Raw genomic sequence first — 16,850 nt, forward strand, 5'->3', positions numbered from 1 at the left:
ATGCCAAAAAACGGCTTTGAGCTAAATTTTTGACAAAATCCACTTATTTTACGCTTGTAGACCACTTTCGTCTAGTGAAATTTTCAAAAACCTATTCTTTTATGTGATTTATTCACTTTTAACCGTCAAGCAGTTAAAAGTAGTAGTTATCTATTATTTTAAACCTAAAACATCTTGCATATCGTAAAAGCCATTATCAGCTTCACTCAACCAAAATGCGGCTCTCATAGCACCTAATGCGAAAGTCATTCGAGAGCTTGCCTTGTGAGTGATTTCTATACGCTCACCTAAATCAGCGAAATAAGCCGTGTGCTCACCAACAATATCACCCGCTCGAACCGTAGCAAAACCAATCGTTTCCTTACTACGTTCTTCTGTAATACCTTCTCGCCCGTACACCGCACATTCATTAAGGTCGCGCCCTAACGTATCAGCAATTACTTGCCCCATTTTAACGGCGGTCCCTGAAGGAGCATCTTTCTTAAATCGATGATGTGCTTCGAAAATTTCAATATCAGTATAATCGCCAATGGCTTTTGCTGTAATTTCCAGTAACTTAAACATTAAATTAACACCAACAGAAGTATTCGGCGCTAGCACGATAGGCATTGATTGTCCGGCCTCTTTAATACGATGGACCTGTTCATCGTTAAACCCTGTAGTACCAATCACTAGTGCCTTATTATGTTCTTTGCACCAGTTAATATTTTCAAGTGACGTTTCTATTGATGTAAAATCAATAAAGACTTCAGCTTCATTTAATTGGCTTAACTCCGTAACCGTAGTTAGCCCCATCGCGCCTATACCCGCTAATTCACCAAGGTCGAAACCTGCAAATGAAGAACTACTACGAACGCTACCTCCAATCAATTCAATACTTTCATGTTCATGGGCTGCTTGAATAAGATTACGCCCCATTCTGCCACTACAACCTAATATTGCTACTTTTACTTTCATGTTTATTCTCTACTTTGAACCTGTCAGCATAACAGGATGATCTAATGTCTGTGAATTGGATAAGTCATGGGAAACAACATTAATAATTTTCAGCTTATTATCAACTAAAATTAAATGATAAATTGCGCAAAAATCAGCAAATATCTCCCCTTTTTCATCAAGAAACTCCCAATCTACACTCATTAAAAATAAATGATCAGTGACTAGAGAGTAACTTGCCTTTTTAATGAGTATATCACTGGTTTTTGCTTGCTGTAATTGATTAAAAATCTTAGTAAGCTCTTGCTGACATGCTTTGATATCTGTCACTAAAACAACTTGGTCAGGAGTATGCAGAGTACAAGGTAGGTAATAAGCAGTCGCAGCCTTATTCAAATCATAATGGGTAAATGCCGATAAATATTCCTTTAAAAATAATGTAACTTTTTTAGTCTGCATTCTATGTGTCACCAACAAGACAAGTTGTGTTAATTTTCACTTAAAAAAAAGCCCTCAACTGAGGGCTTTAAAATAACTAACTAGCTAACGATGCTAATTAATTCAACATCAAATACTAAGGTAGCATAAGGTGGGATAGCACCTTGTGAACCTTGCTCGCCATAAGCTAAGTTATAAGGAACTGTTAGCTTCCATTTACTACCTTCAGGCATTAACTGTAATGCTTCTGTCCAGCCAGCAATTACACCGCCAACTGGAAACTCTGCCGGCTGACCACGTTCAACTGAACTATCAAATACATCACCATTAGCGAAGGTACCATGATAATGAACACGAACAGTGCTAGCAGCTGTTGGCTTATCGCCGTCACCTGTTTCAATTACTTCATATTGTAAACCTGACTCTGTAACAGTAACTCCATCACGTTTAGCATTTTCAGCTAAAAAAGCTTCGCCTTCGGCTGCTTTTTCTTTAGCAATAGCTTGCTCTTGCTCTTGTAATTTTTTAGAAACTACAGTGAAAGCTTCATTTAAATCTTCATCTGATACTTGGCTTGCTGCATTAATTAATGCATCAGCAATACCTGCTTGTACAGCGGTAATATCAAATTCTTTAAAAGGGTTGTTACGTAATTGGTCACCTAATTGACGACCTACACCGTAGCTTACACGTTGCTCAATTGTTTCGTATTTGTTTTCAGACATATTTTTCACTTACTTTTTTAAAAATTTGCGAGAGTCTATCATAAAGCTTAGCCAGTATGTAGGGTCGGAGTATCGCAATTTGTTATTTTTTATAAACGCTTTAAATATAAATACCAATCACTACTTCACACCACGTTGATTTAACGAATATAATAGGCAACGCATGTAACATTTATAATAAGAATTTATATTTATGACCACTTCTGCAGCAGAAGATCAACCAATAACGAATAAGAAAAGCCTCATTGCTTTACTGCCTTTTGCCGTATTTCTTGGCATATTTTTAGGTACTGGTATTATTTTAACGCTTCAAGGTGTTGAATTCGCTTTTTATCAACTCCCTGCCAGCATTGCTATTATTCCTGCTATTTTTGTGGCTATTTATCTTGGTAAGGTGTTAAGTAAAGAGCCTATTGATAAACAAATAGGGCAATTCATCAGTGGTGCAGGCCACGCCAACATTATGACCATGTGCATTATTTATCTACTGGCAGGGGCTTTTGCAACGGTAGCGAAAGCAACAGGAAGTGTTGATGCTAGTGTACAATTAGGTTTAGCATTTTTTCCTACTTATCTATTATTACCTGGTTTGTTCTTAGTTGCGGCATTTTTATCAACCGCGATGGGTACCTCAATGGGCACTATTGCTGCCATTGCTCCTATTGCTTTAGGTTTTATAGAGTCTGCAGGAATAGATTCAGCTTTAGTGGCGGGTTGTTTAATTTCAGGGGCTATTTTTGGTGATAATTTATCTATAATTTCAGACACCACCATTGCCTCAACACGTAGTCAAGGCGCTCACATGAAAGATAAATTTAAAGTGAACTTTAAATTTGCCGTGCCTGCTGCCATTATTTGTTTAATTATATTTTCAGTGTCAGGACAAAATATTGATTATCAATTGGCTAGTGATCCTGCCGTTTTAGGGCTGATTCCTTATATTGTTATTCTAATACTTGCCCTTTCTGGCGTTAATGTTTTTGTGGTTTTATCGTTAGGCATCGTATTAGCGGCAGCTATTGGTATGTTAACAAGCGACTATCAATTATCAGCACTAATAACTGATATCAATGCTGGTTTTTCTAGTATGCAAGATATCTTTATTTTGTCGTTGTTTATTGGAGGGTTAAGTGAATTAATTCGTCACCAAGGTGGCTTATCTGCGCTCACAAAAACTATTGAATCATTCGCACGAAAATTAAGCCCACATAATAAAAAGCGTGCCGCTGGTTTAGGTATTGCCGGATTGACTTTTGGTTGTAATTTTTTTACTGCTAATAATACCGTATCAATTATTATCACCGGCGAGACGGCAAAAGATTTGGCCACTGATGGGGAATTAACACCGGCACAATCTGCCAGCTTACTCGATGTGTTTGCCTGTATTAACCAAGGTTTATTACCTTATGGTGCACAGGCTTTATTATTAGGATCAACGTTAAGCATTTCACCGCTGGCAGTGATCTCTCATGCGTTTTACCCAATGATATTGTTCTTTACTGCAGGTATTGCATTCTGGCGAATGACAAAGAATTAATGTTCAATATAAACTTATACTTACTTTATTAACGTAGTGCTATCTTTTGTAACACTATAAATATCACTTGGTTTAAAGCCTAGAGTTATATGAAAATCTTTACTGTTTAGCAAAAAACGCTGACGAATTGATTGTCCATCAGCACTTTGAGCGACAACAAAGTAGGTTTTACTATCATCGCGTGCCACTGTACCTAAACCAAGTAAGTTAATATTAATCTGATTCGATAATTCGCCATTAACACCTGAAGCAAGTAACTTTTCAACTAATGCTTTATCTGCTAGTTGATATTCAGGTGGGCTAACTAATGTCATATGAAATAGTTGATGATCACGTGCCGCTTGAAATGCTCTATATTGCGGAAATTCATCCCCTAGTAATTTCTCTAATTGGGTTAAGTACACAAATAATTCTGCACGACTAACGACTGCACCTAAATAAGTTTGCCCTTGATTATCGGTCAATTTAGAGACTTTCAAACTAATAGTTTTGATGTTTTTACTATTGTCAGATGGTTGATGCTGATTTGCACTTAATGACTGGAGCGCCCTAACCTGCTTATTTGTCAGCTCAACTTTATCATCGGTTATGTTATGAGCTGACACATGAAACTGCATCAAAAGAATAAACATGGTTATCGATATTTTAATCATTAAATTCTCTTTATAATAAATAAGCTTTTATTTAGGGTTAGTTATGCTTTGCTAATAAAGCAACTAAATCGTCTTCTGTTAACACAGTTACACCTAAGTCTTGCGCTTTTGCTAATTTTGAACCTGATTTTTCACCAGCTACTAAAAAATGTGTTTTTGATGAGATACTCCCTGAGACTTTAGCACCTAAAAGCTGTAAAGCCGCTTTCGCTTCACTTCGCCCCATTTGGCTTAGAGTACCTGTTAACACAAATGTTTGGTCTGTTAATGGTAATTCCTCAGCAGTTTTAACAACAATGTCAGGCCAAGTCATTATTGCATCTAATGCTAATACAACCGCTAAATTGTGTTCTTCTTTAAAAAAGTTAACAATGTTTTTAGCGACAACCGCGCCTACATCATCAACAGCTTGTAAAGCCTCAAAACTTGCTGTGCGAATCGCTGTTAAAGTGTAAAAATAATTAGCTAAGTTAGCTGCAGTCGCCTCACCAACTTCTCGAATACCAAGACCATAAATAAATTTAGCTAATGTTGTATGCTTTGCTTTTTCCACCGAGGCAATTAAATTTTTTGCTGATTTTGCCCCCATTCGATCCATAGTACTAATATCAATTTCAGTTAAACTGAATAAGTCTGCAGGTGTAGAAATAAGACCTTCATCAACCAATTGTTCTACTAATTTATCACCTAGACCATCAACATCATGCGCTTTACGCGAGGCAAAATGTTTAATTGCTTCTTTCCTTTGTGCTTGACAAAATAGCCCAGCAGTACACCTTAGAACAGCTTCACCTTCAACTTTACTCACTTTAGAATCACAAACCGGGCAGGTTTGTGGAAATATAACGTCTTTAGCATCCTCAGTACGTTTTTCAAGTACAACCGAGACAATTTGAGGTATAACATCACCAGCACGACGAATAATAACTGTATCACCAATTTTCAAACCTAAGCGTTCAATTTCACTTTGATTATGTAATGTAGCGTTTGATACCGTAACGCCGCCAACAAATACCGGTTTTAAACGAGCCACGGGTGTAATAGCCCCTGTGCGACCTACCTGAAACTCAACATCTTCAATAAGCGTTAATTCCTCTTGTGCAGGAAATTTATAGGCCATTGCCCATCGCGGTGCTCGTGCAACAAAGCCAAGTCGTTCTTGTAATAAAATATTATCTACTTTTAATACAGTGCCATCTATTTCATAACTAAGCTGCTCTCGTTTACTTAAAATATCTTGATAAAAGCTTTGCACTTGTTCCTGATCATCAAGTAAACGAACTTCAGGACACATAGGTAAACCTAATGACTTAATTTGACATAAGCGTTGGTAATGGGAGTTTTTCAAGAAACCTTGCTCACCTTCAGGTGCATTATTTACCGTTAAATCACCGACAAAGCCGAGACCATAAGCATAAAAGTCTAAATTACGTTTAGCGGTAACTTTTGAGTCCAATTGCCGTAGACTGCCTGCGGCAGCATTACGAGGATTAGCAAATGATTTTTCACCTTTCTTTATCGCCATTTCATTTAAGCGCTCAAAACTCGCTTTAGGCATAAAAACTTCCCCTCGAACTTCAATAATATCAGGGTAGTCAATACCACTTTCGCCATTAAGCCTTAGAGGAATAGACTTAATGGTACGAATATTCTCGGTAATATTTTCACCTATACTGCCATCACCTCTTGTTGCCGCTTGAACTAAAAAGCCTTGCTCATAACGTAAGCTTACTGCTAAACCATCAAGTTTTGGCTCTGCACAGATAACAAGTTTTTCATCACTATTTAATCGATCACGAATACGTTTAATAAACGCTTGCCACTCGTCTATTGAAAAGACATTATCAAGCGATAACATAGGTATTTGATGGGTAACTTGGCTAAAAGCTTTTAACGCTTGGCCTCCCACTTTTTGGCTAGGAGAGTCAAGTGTTTTCAGCTCAGGGTGCTCTTGCTCTATTGCTGTTAACTCGCGCATTAACCGATCATATTCAGCGTCAGGGACAGTTGGTTGATCAAGTACATAATATTGATGATTATAGTGATTAATGTCTTGATGAAGTTGTTTTACTTTTTCAAATAACACTTGTGGAAGGTCAGTTGTCGACATGGGGTATTAACTCAAAAAAAGGCAGAGAATGCTTGCAAAGAGTCACTGTTTAATAGAATTAAACAGTGACTAAAAATTTATTATCAAAATCGAGCAAGGCGATGTTGTCTATCAAACTCACGAATTTTACTAACATAATGCTGCTCTGTTTGCTTAGTCATTATATTACGTTTGTCATCAAGTAATTGTGCATTAAATTCATTAGCTAGCTGCTTAGCGGCTAATAACATTTGATCAAACGCGGCAAAGGGGTCACCGGCATTAGGAAGAGTCATAAATAAGCTGACTCCTTGTGTTACAAATGTTTCCATGGTATCTAAATCAAAAGAGCCTGGATTTAGCATGTTAGCTAAACTAAAAGTAACAGGGCCATTACCAGCACTATCTTGATGACGATGAAAAATGTTCATTTCTCCATATTTCATGCCCAAGGTTAATAAACTAGGTAAAAGTGCAGCGCCTGACATTTGGTGATTATCAGGCATTACCACACTAAGAATAATCACTTGTGTATCGATATTATTATTAACTTCAGCTTCGTTAGGGCCAGTTTTTTCCTGTGCATTATCAGCAACATTAGTGTTTGGCACATTTTCATCATCAATAGATACACCTTCACCAAAATTAATTTCCATTTGGTTTCTTTTTATTTCTTCTTTAGATAATGATTCGACCGGCTTAGTTCGTGTAAATTTTTTACTGGCAACTTGACTAGTATTGCCTCTTGCAGGTTTTGCATTAGTTACAGGCTGTTGATACATTGGCTGTTCTAAAGAAATTTCTTTTTTCGCTTCTATTTCAACTTGTGCCTGACTATTTTTTTGCTTTTTTAATTCAACATCATGCTCCGAAACTTTTTCATTAACAGCAAAGTCATTGTATAGCTCTTGATGCTGGCCGTTATCTAGATGATTAATTTCTTCGAGACTAATAGTTTGTTCAAAGTCTTTTTCACTTTCTACTTTAGGTTCATTAGCCTGCTTTAATACTTTTACTTGGCCTACACCATATTGATCAAAACCACTATCATCAAAATTTCTAGAGACTGGCTCAACTTTTTCCTTGCTGGTTTTAAGTTTATAAGGATTTTTTTGCTTGCGAATGGTCCATAAACCATGAATAAATATAGCAGCAATAATAAAACCGCTAAGAATAATTAATGCGTTTCTGAAGTTATCTTCCATTGTTATGCCTGTCTTGTAATTCTTTTTTAAGGAAAATTGTGATTATTATTATAGTCTTTCTTATCATACTCATGTTACCTCAAGATATTTAATTCAGCGAGAAAAAAGTATGATGAATAAAAATAAAATACCATATAAACTCTAACAGAAATAGTGCCACTTTGTAACAAGTTAGTACTGTAATTACATGCAATCAGACTTTATAATCAGTCGATTAATATTAAGGTGTTATTATTTATACATGTCTAGATATACAAACAAACAATTTACTAATAAAAATTCCCCTTTAGCGCTAAGTGGTGCCGGCTATTTATTCAAAGGTTTTGAGCTTATTCGTTTAAAAGGTATTCGTCGATTTGTTTTTATACCACTATTAGTTAATTTAGTGCTTTTTAGTTGTGCCTTCTATTATATATATAGAGAATTAGAACATTATATGCAGCTAATGATAGGGTGGTTACCAAGTTGGCTTGATTGGCTTAGCGCAGTGTTATGGCCTTTAGCTGTAATAACGGTATTAATAGTATTTTCTTTTTTATTTAGTACTGCGGCTAATTGGTTAGCTGCTCCCTTTAATGGTTTATTATCTGAAAAAATAGAACATTTGTTAGTAGGGGAAACTGGCCCAAGTGAGAGTATGTTAACCATCGTAAAAGATACCCCTAGAGCTTTAGGCCGAGAATGGACAAAACTCGTCTATTACATTCCTCGCGCTATTGGCTTTTTTGTTTTAATGTGGATATTACCAGTTATAGGGCAGGTTATTTGGTTTTTATTTGTTGCTTGGATGATGGCAATACAATATAAAGATTACCCTTTTGACAATCATAAAATTTCTTTTTTTGATATGAAGCAAGCATTAAAAAAACAACAAGGATTAAGTTATAGCTTCGGTATAACGGTTACAGTCTTTGCCATGATACCTATTGTTAACCTAATTATTATGCCTGTTGCTATTTGTGGTGCTACAGCCCTTTGGGTTGATCATTATCGTAAAGACTTTTTATAAAAACGAAAGGAAGTTCTTGCTCAATAAACGACTTCAATTTGTCAGTATTTTTTATTGCGCGTAACTTCGTACTCTAATAAAGAATCATCTATATTGATAATAGTTGCATTAAAGGAATAGGAGTTTATTACATGAAAGTAAAAAGTATAAGTAGATACAGCATATTAATTGCAGCTATTATATTTAATTTAAGTGCTATTTCGATGGCAAGTGAGATAAATAAAAGCCCTATTATTACCGTACCTGTGTTAAAAGATGCGCATATATTTGCTGACTTTACCGATACGCTTCCCGCTGTTGTTAATTATTATACTTTAGCCACTAAAGAACAAATTATCACTTATTATTCTCAGCAATTTGGCAAGCCTATTTCACAACAAAACACACAAAACTATTTAACCCTACTCTATCAACAAGAACAAAAAATGATTAGAATTGTTCTCTCTCAACAAGAAAATCAGCGTCAAGTTGATATTATAATAGAGTCAAATAAAAGTTAGCGTATATTCTATTAGGTTACTTTTATTAAAAAAAAGCCCTGTAATTCATTATGAATACAGAGCTTCATTAATTATTATTGATAAGACTATAGTCAATAACTTTATTCTGGTTCTATTTGTGCTGTTTTTACTTCCATGTCATCAGCGACTGAATTACTACTCAGTATTGCTGAAACGGTCATTACAAATACTGCAAAAATAACCGTTGTCAACTTTAACCCTTTAGGGGATGACTTTCGCATTTTAGCTACCTAATTTTTATTTTAATTTTATCTCTTACGTTAGTTGTCTATTCTTATTATTTTATAAACGTTCAATTTATGCACTTTTAATACAAAAACACAAAAAAACATTAATGTAAACAACCTGATTAAAAACTAAACTATTTGATTTCATAATTCAAGGCAATTATTGATTTTTCTATTATTTATTATGTTTTTACAAAAAAATTTATTAGTAAGGTCTAATTGTTATGTGCTGTGAGGACTTTTATCATTATTTACCCTATTTATTTTTTACAAAGGAATTAAAAACTAAATCCCTACCATATTTCAATTTCTTTATTTCTTAATAAAAATCAATATATATGTTTTTTTTACACAAAAATTATACTTATCACCTTAAGTAACCGAAAAAAAGATAAAAAATTATGTAATATCATTTGCGATATATCTGATGGTAGGAGAAAATACGCGCAATTCAATTATACCCTTTTAATAAAAAGTAAATCGGAGCTAATATGTCGTCGCGTCAAGAACTAGCCAATGCAATTCGTGTTTTAAGCATGGATAGCGTACAGAAAGCAAAATCAGGACACCCTGGTGCCCCTATGGGGATGGCAGATATCGCTGAAGTTTTATGGCGTGATTTTTTAAAGCATAACCCTACTGACCCTAATTGGGCTGACCGTGACAGATTTATTCTTTCAAACGGCCATGGTTCAATGTTAATTTATTCTTTATTACATTTATCTGGTTATGATTTATCTATTGATGATTTAAAGAACTTCCGTCAATTACACTCTAAAACTCCTGGTCATCCTGAATATGGTTATACTCCTGGTGTTGAAACAACAACAGGTCCATTAGGCGCAGGTATTTCTAATGCCGTAGGTATGGCTATTGCTGAGAAGACTTTAGCTGCTCAATTTAACCGCGAAAATCATGACATAGTTGATCATTTTACTTATTGTTTCTTAGGTGATGGTTGTTTAATGGAAGGTATTTCTCATGAAGCTTGTTCATTAGCAGGTACGTTAGGATTAGGTAAATTAATCACTTTTTGGGATGACAATGGTATTTCTATTGATGGTCATGTTGAAGGTTGGTTTACAGATAACACGCCACAACGTTTTGAAGCTTACGGTTGGCACGTAATTAGTGTTGATGGCCATGATAGCGAAGCGATTGCAGCAGCAATTACTGAAGCAAAATCAGTGACAGACAAACCAAGTATGATTTGTTGTAAAACTATTATAGGTTTTGGCTCTCCAAATAAATCAGGCACACATGATTGTCACGGCGCACCATTAGGTGATGATGAGATAGCTGCCACACGCGAATTTTTAAACTGGCCACACGCACCATTTGAAGTACCAGAAAATGTATATTCACAATGGGATCAAAAAGCAAAAGGCGCAGCTAAGCAAGTAAGCTGGAATGAAAAATTCTCGGCTTACCAAGCGGCTTACCCAGAGCTAGCAAGTGAGTTTGAACGTCGTGTAATTAAAGGTGAATTACCACAAGATTTTGAAGAAAAAGCCAATGCGTTTATTCAACAATGTCATGAAAATGGTGAAAATATCGCGTCACGTAAAGCTTCGCAAAATGCTATTGAAGCTTTTGGTCCTGTATTACCAGAAATGTTAGGCGGCTCTGCCGATTTAGCCGGTTCAAATTTAACACTGTGGTCTGGCTCAAAAGGTATTGAAACTGATCCAGCTGGCAATTACATATTCTACGGTGTACGTGAATTTGGTATGAGCGGCATAATGAACGGTGTTTCATTACATGGCGGCTTCATCAACTACGGCGCTACTTTCATGATGTTTATGGAATATGCACGTAATGCTGTACGTATGTCTGCTTTAATGGGTATTCAAAATATCTTTGTTTACACCCATGATTCAATTGGTCAAGGTGAAGATGGTCCAACTCATCAGCCGATAGAGCAATTAACAAATTTACGTACTACACCTAATTTAACCACATGGCGACCATGTGATGCTACTGAGTCAGCTGTAGCTTGGAAAGCTGCGGTACAAAATCAAAAAGCACCTTCTGCTTTGATTTTCTCACGTCAAGGTTTACCTGCAATGGCCCGTAGTCAAGAGCAAGTAAACGATATTGCAAAAGGTGGTTATATTTTACAAAATTGTGAAGGAACTCCTGAGGTAATTCTTATTGCTACCGGTTCAGAAGTAGCATTAGCGATTGATTCAGCTAAATCACTAACAGAGCAAGGTACCAAGGTTCGTGTTGTATCTATGCCATCAACTAATGTTTTTGACGCACAAACAAGTGATTATAAAGAATCTGTATTACCTGCTAACGTTACTAAACGTGTTGCTATTGAAGCTGCTCATGTTGATTTTTGGGCTAAATATGTTGGTTTAAACGGCGCGGTAGTAGGTATGACTACTTTTGGTGAATCTGCACCAGGTAATGTATTACTTGAACACTTTGGCTTTACCGTTGATAACGTTATCAAAACAGTCAACGCGCTTTAAGCTTACAGCTTAGCTTTATACTTTAGCTTTATACTTTAGTAATAAGCAAGTAGAAAACGGTGGGCAAGAAATTGCCCACCTTACACATCTAGGTACAGTGAATAACATCACTTCAAGTAATTTATGATAAATATTGCTATTAACGGCTTTGGTCGTATTGGTCGAAGTATTGTTCGCTCGCTTTATGAAAGCGGTAGAAACGAAGACTTCAGAATAGTTGCGATAAACGACTTAGCACCCGCAACCGGTATTGCTCATTTATTGAAATACGATACAACCCATGGACGGTTTGCTTTTTCTGTTGAACAAGAAGACGAAAAGCTATTTATTTCCAATAAAAGTACCTCACAAAATAACCAATTTAGAAGTGAAATAGCATTACTTCATTTTGACAAAATTGAACAAATCCCTTGGCGTGAACACAAAATTGATATCGTCCTCGACTGTACAGGAAAATTTGGCAGTAAAGCCGATGGTTTAGCGCACATTAAACAAGGTGCTAAAAAAGTATTATTTTCTCACCCTTGCACCCAAGATATTGATGCAACCATTATTTATGGTATTAATCATCATGAGCTTACCAGTGGTGACACGGTTGTTTCAAATGGCTCATGTACAACTAATTGTATAGTGCCTGTGATAAAAGTGCTTGATGATGCTTTTGGTATTGAAAGCGGCACTATAACAACTATTCATTCTTCTATGCATGATCAACAAGTCATCGATGCTTATCACCCTGATCTACGACGTAGTCGTGCTGCTAGCCAGTCTATTATACCTGTTGATACAAAATTAGCGGTCGGCATTGAACGAATTTTACCTAAATTTAAAGGTAGGTTTGAAGCCATTGCTGTTCGAGTACCAACATTGAATGTTACAGCAATGGATTTAAGTGTTACGGTTAATGAAGATGTCAGTATTCATGCTATTAACCAAATAATACAGCAAGCTGAAGCAACACCATTAGCTCAACAAGGCTTACAAGGCATATTAGCTTATACCGAAGAAGCGCTAGTTTCTGTTGATTTTAATCACGATACCCATTCTTGTATCGTCGATGGTAATCAAACACGTGTTAGCCATAAACGTTTAGTTAAAATGCTAATCTGGAGTGACAATGAGTGGGGATTTGCAAATAGAATGTTAGACACTGCTCAAGCAATGGCCTCTATTTAGTCCTCATCACTGAGCTAACTAGTCAGTTAAACCGAATATTATAAAACAAAAAGCAGCCATGTAACTTATGACTGCTTTTTTATGATCTCAGTACCACTCTATAGGCTACTCATGCATAGAAATAAAATACTTAGAAAATACAGTGTTGTTTACTTAGCTTTTTGATAAAACTTCATTAAACTGGCTGTTGAACAATCATGCTTAGATGATATTGTATTGCTCTCTAATTCTTGCTGTATCTCAGCTGCTAACCCCTTACCTAATTCAACTCCCCATTGATCAAAAGAACATATTTGCAAGATAATTCCTTGAACAAATATTTTATGTTCATAGGCTGCAATTAAACTACCTAATGTTTTGGGATCAATACGTTTTAATAAAATAGTATTGGTTGGCCTGTTACCTTTATGTACTTTATGAGGAGCCACTTTATCAATATAGTCGGCTGTACGACCTTTTGCTTTAAGATCGGCCCTTACTTGTTCTTCGTTTACGCCAGCCATTAATGCTTGAGTTTGAGCAAAGAAGTTTGCCATTAACGTTTCGTGATGACCTTTTACCGGTGTCACACTTTCTACAGAGCCAATAAAGTCAGCAGGTACAACATTATTACTTTGATGCAGATATTGATAAAACGCATGCTGCCCATTAATTCCCAGCTCGCCCCAAATAGAAGGGACTGTCGCATAGTCAACTTCATCACCATCCCAAGTAACCGATTTTCCATTACTTTCCATTTCAGCCTGTTGTAAGTAAGCTGAAAGCATATGTAAAGTTTGATCATACGGTAGAATAGCTTGTGAGCGTGCGCCCAAAAAAGTGGTATTCCAAACACTAATTAACGCCATTATCACAGGCATATTATTACGTAATGGCGCGTTAATAAAATGTTGATCCATATCACTAGCACCATCAAGTAGCTCTTTAAATTTATCAAAGCCTAAATCGAGCGCAATTGCTAAGCCAATCGCTGACCATAATGAAAAACGTCCTCCAACCCAATCCCACATATCAAAAATGTTATCAGCTTCAATACCAAGACTCATAGCATTCTCTTTGTGAGCAGTAACAGCAACAAAGTGTTTCGCAACTGACTTCTCATCAAAGGACGCACTTGTTAACCACTTCATCGCTGTTTTTGCATTAGTCATAGTTTCGGTCGTTGTAAACGTTTTGCTTGATACAATAAACAAAACGTTTTGAGGATCTAGCGGCCTTAGAACTTCAACAATTTGAGCACCATCAACATTTGAAACATAATGAACGTTCACTGCGCCATCACTATAATGCTTAAGTGCTTCCGTCACCATTTGAGGGCCTAAATTAGAGCCGCCAACACCAATATTTACAATATCGGTAATACGCTTACCTGAATACCCCAACCAATGCCCTTGACGAACTTTATTTACAAACGCTTCCATTTTTATCAGTTGTTTATCGACTTGCTCGGTAATATTTTCACCATCTAAAATTAATGCTTCGTCACTTTTACGGCGTAAAGCGGTATGTAAAACTGCTCGCTCTTCCGTTCTATTTATTTTTTCGCCAGTGAACATTTTAGTCCGCCATTGGCAGACTTCTGTTTCTTCAGCCAAATTCAATAAATTATCCATGGTTTCACAATCAATTAAATTTTTAGAGTAATCAAGTAACAAATTAGGCAACTCAATAGAGAATTTTTCAAAACGCTCTCCATCATTAGCAAATAAAGTATTCATATGCTGAGTTTTCTTATCTAACGCTAATTGTTGTAGTTTTTTCCAGCTAGGTAATATTTGACGATCTGACATAGTTGTTCCTGTAAATGACTCTCATGATGAGTAAAGTATTATGCTCGTACATAGTAAGGCTAACACATGACGAGATTATGTTTTTATAAACAATTATGGTACCCTACTCAAGAATGACAACGCTGTCAATTATTGGTTCTTAGCTTATTATGCTTTTACTGTGTATTTAATTAGATAAAAATAGTATTAGTTATTGCTGCATAGATAAAGAAGCACTACTCTACTGCTGTAGTAATGGCTGCTCTAAAAATAATAAAGGTTAAATGGATAGATGAAAGCAACAATTAATGATGTCGCCAGACTTTCGGGTGTTTCAATTAAAACCGTTTCACGTGTAATGAATAATGAACCTTCGGTTCGTCAAATTACCCGAGAAAAAGTACAGGAAGCGGTAAAAGAGCTGAATTATCAGCCAAATTTAGCGGCCCGAAACTTAGCAGGTACAAAATCTTTTACTATTGCCTATGTATATGACAACCCAAATGCTTATTATATTATTGATATGCAAGAAGGTATTTTATCTGCATGTCGTCAACAGGGTTTTGAGCTATTAATTAACCCCTGTGACTCCCAAAAGGAAGATATTACCGAAGATATTATTAATACAATAAAACATGCACGTGTTGCTGGTTTAGTATTAACACCACCATTTTCGGAACAACCTGAATTTGTGAAGCGTATTACTGCGCTTGATATAAAAGTAGTTCGCATTATGTCAGGAGACGTTGCACCTGATGAATTAAGTCCCTGTGTTATGGTAAACGATAGAGAGGCAGCACAAACGATCACCCAACACTTGATCGACTTAGGACATAAAAAAATTGGTTTTATTGCAGGTGGTGCTGAGCATATGTCTACGATTGAACGTTACAAGGGATATAGACAGGCATTAAAAGTTAATGATATAGCATTTAATAAGAATTTAGTGATTGAAGGTGAATACTCATTTGAATCTGGTGTAAATGGCGCTCAAAAATTAATGGCAAAAGAAGTAAGCCCAAGCAATACACCAACAGCAATATTTTCGTGTAATGATGAAATTGCCGCTGGTGCTTTATTTGCAGCTCGATTAATGAATATAAAAATACCTGAACAGCTATCAATTACTGGTTTCGAAAATAGCCCTTTTTCTCGTCAAACATGGCCAAAACTTACCACCGCTGATCAACCTAATAAACAAATAGCACATGATGCAGCAAGCTTATTAATTAGTCAGGTACGTAAACAAAAGGGAAGAAATGTTATAAGCCAGTACATTCCACAACTAATCGTTAGAGATTCTACTGGAGCCCCTTAGGTAGTAGCTAGGTATAATTACAGTTTATTAATTTCCCTAGCAACGCTAAACTCTGAAGATGTTACATACTGCTCAATACGTTGTAGTTGCTTCTCTAAAGAGCCAAACTTTCTTCGAATATCATGGAAAGCTTGTTTGGGTGGTTCACCTGATTGCCAAACTCTTGTTTTCACTTTAATTGATTCATTTTCATAATCGCTAGCTGATGGGGGAGTCCCCCCTGATGAATCAGATTTTGACGACTCTGTCTGATGAAATTTATTAGACATCTTAGGGTCTTTATCAAGAATAAGCCAAGCCGCAATATAACCTAAAATTAAAAAAGGTATGCCAAAGAGCACCCCTGACACTACTAAAATTCGTACTAACCAAGTCTCCCAACCAAAATAATCTGCAATTCCCGCACAAATACCCGCTATTTTACCGCGCGAGGTATTTCGGTATAAGTCTCCCCCTTTAATCCTCATAATTTACTTCTCCATTCAGGAGTCTCTGCATCCAAGATTGCTTCTAGCGTTTTAATACGATCAGCCATTTTATCTGCCATCTCGGATAAATCAGATAACTGAATATACTCTTCTTCAGTCAAGCCTTGATTTACTTGTCCTTTACTACGGTAATGTAATATTAGCCAAATGGGGGCAACAATAACCATAAAAATAATGACTGGCGCCATAATGATCTCTTCCACGATACTCTCCTTAACTTTTTTTCTAACTTATTAGCTAACGGTTTAGCCATTGGAAGTAATAAATAAACTTATTACT

Annotated in this window: 16 protein-coding genes; 6 read left to right on the forward strand and 10 right to left on the reverse strand. The window is 36.1% G+C overall.

Annotation, left to right across the window (positions count from 1 at the left end):
• Positions 1 to 153: 153 nt before the first annotated feature.
• The 3 genes from dapB to KO509_RS07405 form a co-directional block, all read right to left on the reverse strand.
• The gene (gene dapB / locus KO509_RS07395; protein WP_215972648.1) at positions 154 to 957 is read right to left on the reverse strand and encodes a 4-hydroxy-tetrahydrodipicolinate reductase; all 804 of its coding nucleotides are present in this window, start codon (positions 955 to 957) and stop codon (positions 154 to 156) included.
• A 9-nt stretch (positions 958 to 966) separates the two neighbouring features.
• Positions 967 to 1,395 (reverse strand): hypothetical protein, encoded by a 429-nt coding sequence (locus tag KO509_RS07400; protein ID WP_215972649.1) that lies wholly within the window; start codon positions 1,393 to 1,395, stop codon positions 967 to 969.
• 80 nt (positions 1,396 to 1,475) lie between these two features.
• Positions 1,476 to 2,099, reverse strand: a complete 624-nt coding sequence (locus KO509_RS07405; RefSeq protein ID WP_215972650.1) for an FKBP-type peptidyl-prolyl cis-trans isomerase — start codon at positions 2,097 to 2,099, stop codon at positions 1,476 to 1,478.
• Between the two features lie 193 nt (positions 2,100 to 2,292).
• Here KO509_RS07405 and KO509_RS07410 point away from each other — a divergent pair, with 193 nt between their 5' ends.
• Positions 2,293 to 3,636, forward strand: coding sequence for a Na+/H+ antiporter NhaC family protein (locus tag KO509_RS07410; RefSeq protein ID WP_215972651.1), 1,344 nt, complete (start codon positions 2,293 to 2,295; stop codon positions 3,634 to 3,636).
• A 20-nt stretch (positions 3,637 to 3,656) separates the two neighbouring features.
• On the opposite strand, the gene KO509_RS07415 is transcribed toward KO509_RS07410, so the two are convergent.
• From KO509_RS07415 to zipA, 3 genes are all read right to left on the reverse strand, one after another.
• A complete protein-coding gene (locus tag KO509_RS07415) occupies positions 3,657 to 4,289 on the reverse strand; it encodes a hypothetical protein (RefSeq protein WP_215972652.1) in 633 nt (210 codons plus the stop codon).
• Between the two features lie 37 nt (positions 4,290 to 4,326).
• The gene (ligA, locus tag KO509_RS07420; RefSeq protein ID WP_215972653.1) at positions 4,327 to 6,399 is read right to left on the reverse strand and encodes an NAD-dependent DNA ligase LigA; all 2,073 of its coding nucleotides are present in this window, start codon (positions 6,397 to 6,399) and stop codon (positions 4,327 to 4,329) included.
• Positions 6,400 to 6,482: 83 nt separating this feature from the next.
• Entirely contained in the window at positions 6,483 to 7,583 is a 1,101-nt protein-coding gene (gene zipA, locus KO509_RS07425; protein WP_215972654.1) for a cell division protein ZipA, read from the reverse strand.
• A gap of 241 nt (positions 7,584 to 7,824) precedes the next feature.
• Between zipA and cysZ the strand changes: the two genes are divergently transcribed.
• Together cysZ and KO509_RS07435 are read left to right on the forward strand one after the other, a co-directional pair.
• On the forward strand, positions 7,825 to 8,592 hold the full coding sequence (gene cysZ, locus KO509_RS07430) for a sulfate transporter CysZ (RefSeq protein WP_215972655.1): 768 nt from the start codon (positions 7,825 to 7,827) through the stop codon (positions 8,590 to 8,592).
• A gap of 131 nt (positions 8,593 to 8,723) precedes the next feature.
• Positions 8,724 to 9,092, forward strand: a complete 369-nt coding sequence (locus KO509_RS07435) for a hypothetical protein (RefSeq protein ID WP_215972656.1) — start codon at positions 8,724 to 8,726, stop codon at positions 9,090 to 9,092.
• A 101-nt stretch (positions 9,093 to 9,193) separates the two neighbouring features.
• On the opposite strand, the gene KO509_RS07440 is transcribed toward KO509_RS07435, so the two are convergent.
• Positions 9,194 to 9,334 (reverse strand): hypothetical protein, encoded by a 141-nt coding sequence (locus KO509_RS07440; protein WP_215972657.1) that lies wholly within the window; start codon positions 9,332 to 9,334, stop codon positions 9,194 to 9,196.
• Positions 9,335 to 9,831: 497 nt separating this feature from the next.
• On the opposite strand from KO509_RS07440, the gene tkt reads away from it, so the two are divergent.
• Together tkt and epd are read left to right on the forward strand one after the other, a co-directional pair.
• On the forward strand, positions 9,832 to 11,820 hold the full coding sequence (gene tkt / locus KO509_RS07445) for a transketolase (RefSeq protein ID WP_215972658.1): 1,989 nt from the start codon (positions 9,832 to 9,834) through the stop codon (positions 11,818 to 11,820).
• A 123-nt stretch (positions 11,821 to 11,943) separates the two neighbouring features.
• Complete coding sequence (epd, locus tag KO509_RS07450) at positions 11,944 to 12,996, forward strand: erythrose-4-phosphate dehydrogenase (RefSeq protein WP_215972659.1); 1,053 nt, start codon at positions 11,944 to 11,946, stop codon at positions 12,994 to 12,996.
• Between the two features lie 149 nt (positions 12,997 to 13,145).
• On the opposite strand, the gene pgi is transcribed toward epd, so the two are convergent.
• Positions 13,146 to 14,786 (reverse strand): glucose-6-phosphate isomerase, encoded by a 1,641-nt coding sequence (gene pgi / locus KO509_RS07455; RefSeq protein ID WP_215972660.1) that lies wholly within the window; start codon positions 14,784 to 14,786, stop codon positions 13,146 to 13,148.
• A gap of 271 nt (positions 14,787 to 15,057) precedes the next feature.
• On the opposite strand from pgi, the gene KO509_RS07460 reads away from it, so the two are divergent.
• Positions 15,058 to 16,083: a LacI family DNA-binding transcriptional regulator gene (locus KO509_RS07460; protein ID WP_215972661.1), complete on the forward strand. Its 1,026-nt coding sequence runs from the start codon at positions 15,058 to 15,060 to the stop codon at positions 16,081 to 16,083.
• Between the two features lie 17 nt (positions 16,084 to 16,100).
• Here KO509_RS07460 and pspC read toward each other — a convergent pair whose 3' ends face one another.
• Both pspC and pspB read right to left on the reverse strand, forming a co-directional pair.
• Positions 16,101 to 16,550, reverse strand: coding sequence for an envelope stress response membrane protein PspC (pspC, locus tag KO509_RS07465; protein ID WP_215972662.1), 450 nt, complete (start codon positions 16,548 to 16,550; stop codon positions 16,101 to 16,103).
• Entirely contained in the window at positions 16,547 to 16,777 is a 231-nt protein-coding gene (gene pspB, locus KO509_RS07470; RefSeq protein WP_303495826.1) for an envelope stress response membrane protein PspB, read from the reverse strand. Before pspB ends, pspC begins: the two co-directional genes overlap by 4 nt.
• Positions 16,778 to 16,850: the final 73 nt, after the last annotated feature.

The sequence above is a fragment of the Colwellia sp. C2M11 genome, assembly GCF_018860915.1.
Classification (GTDB): Bacteria; Pseudomonadota; Gammaproteobacteria; order Enterobacterales; family Alteromonadaceae; genus Colwellia.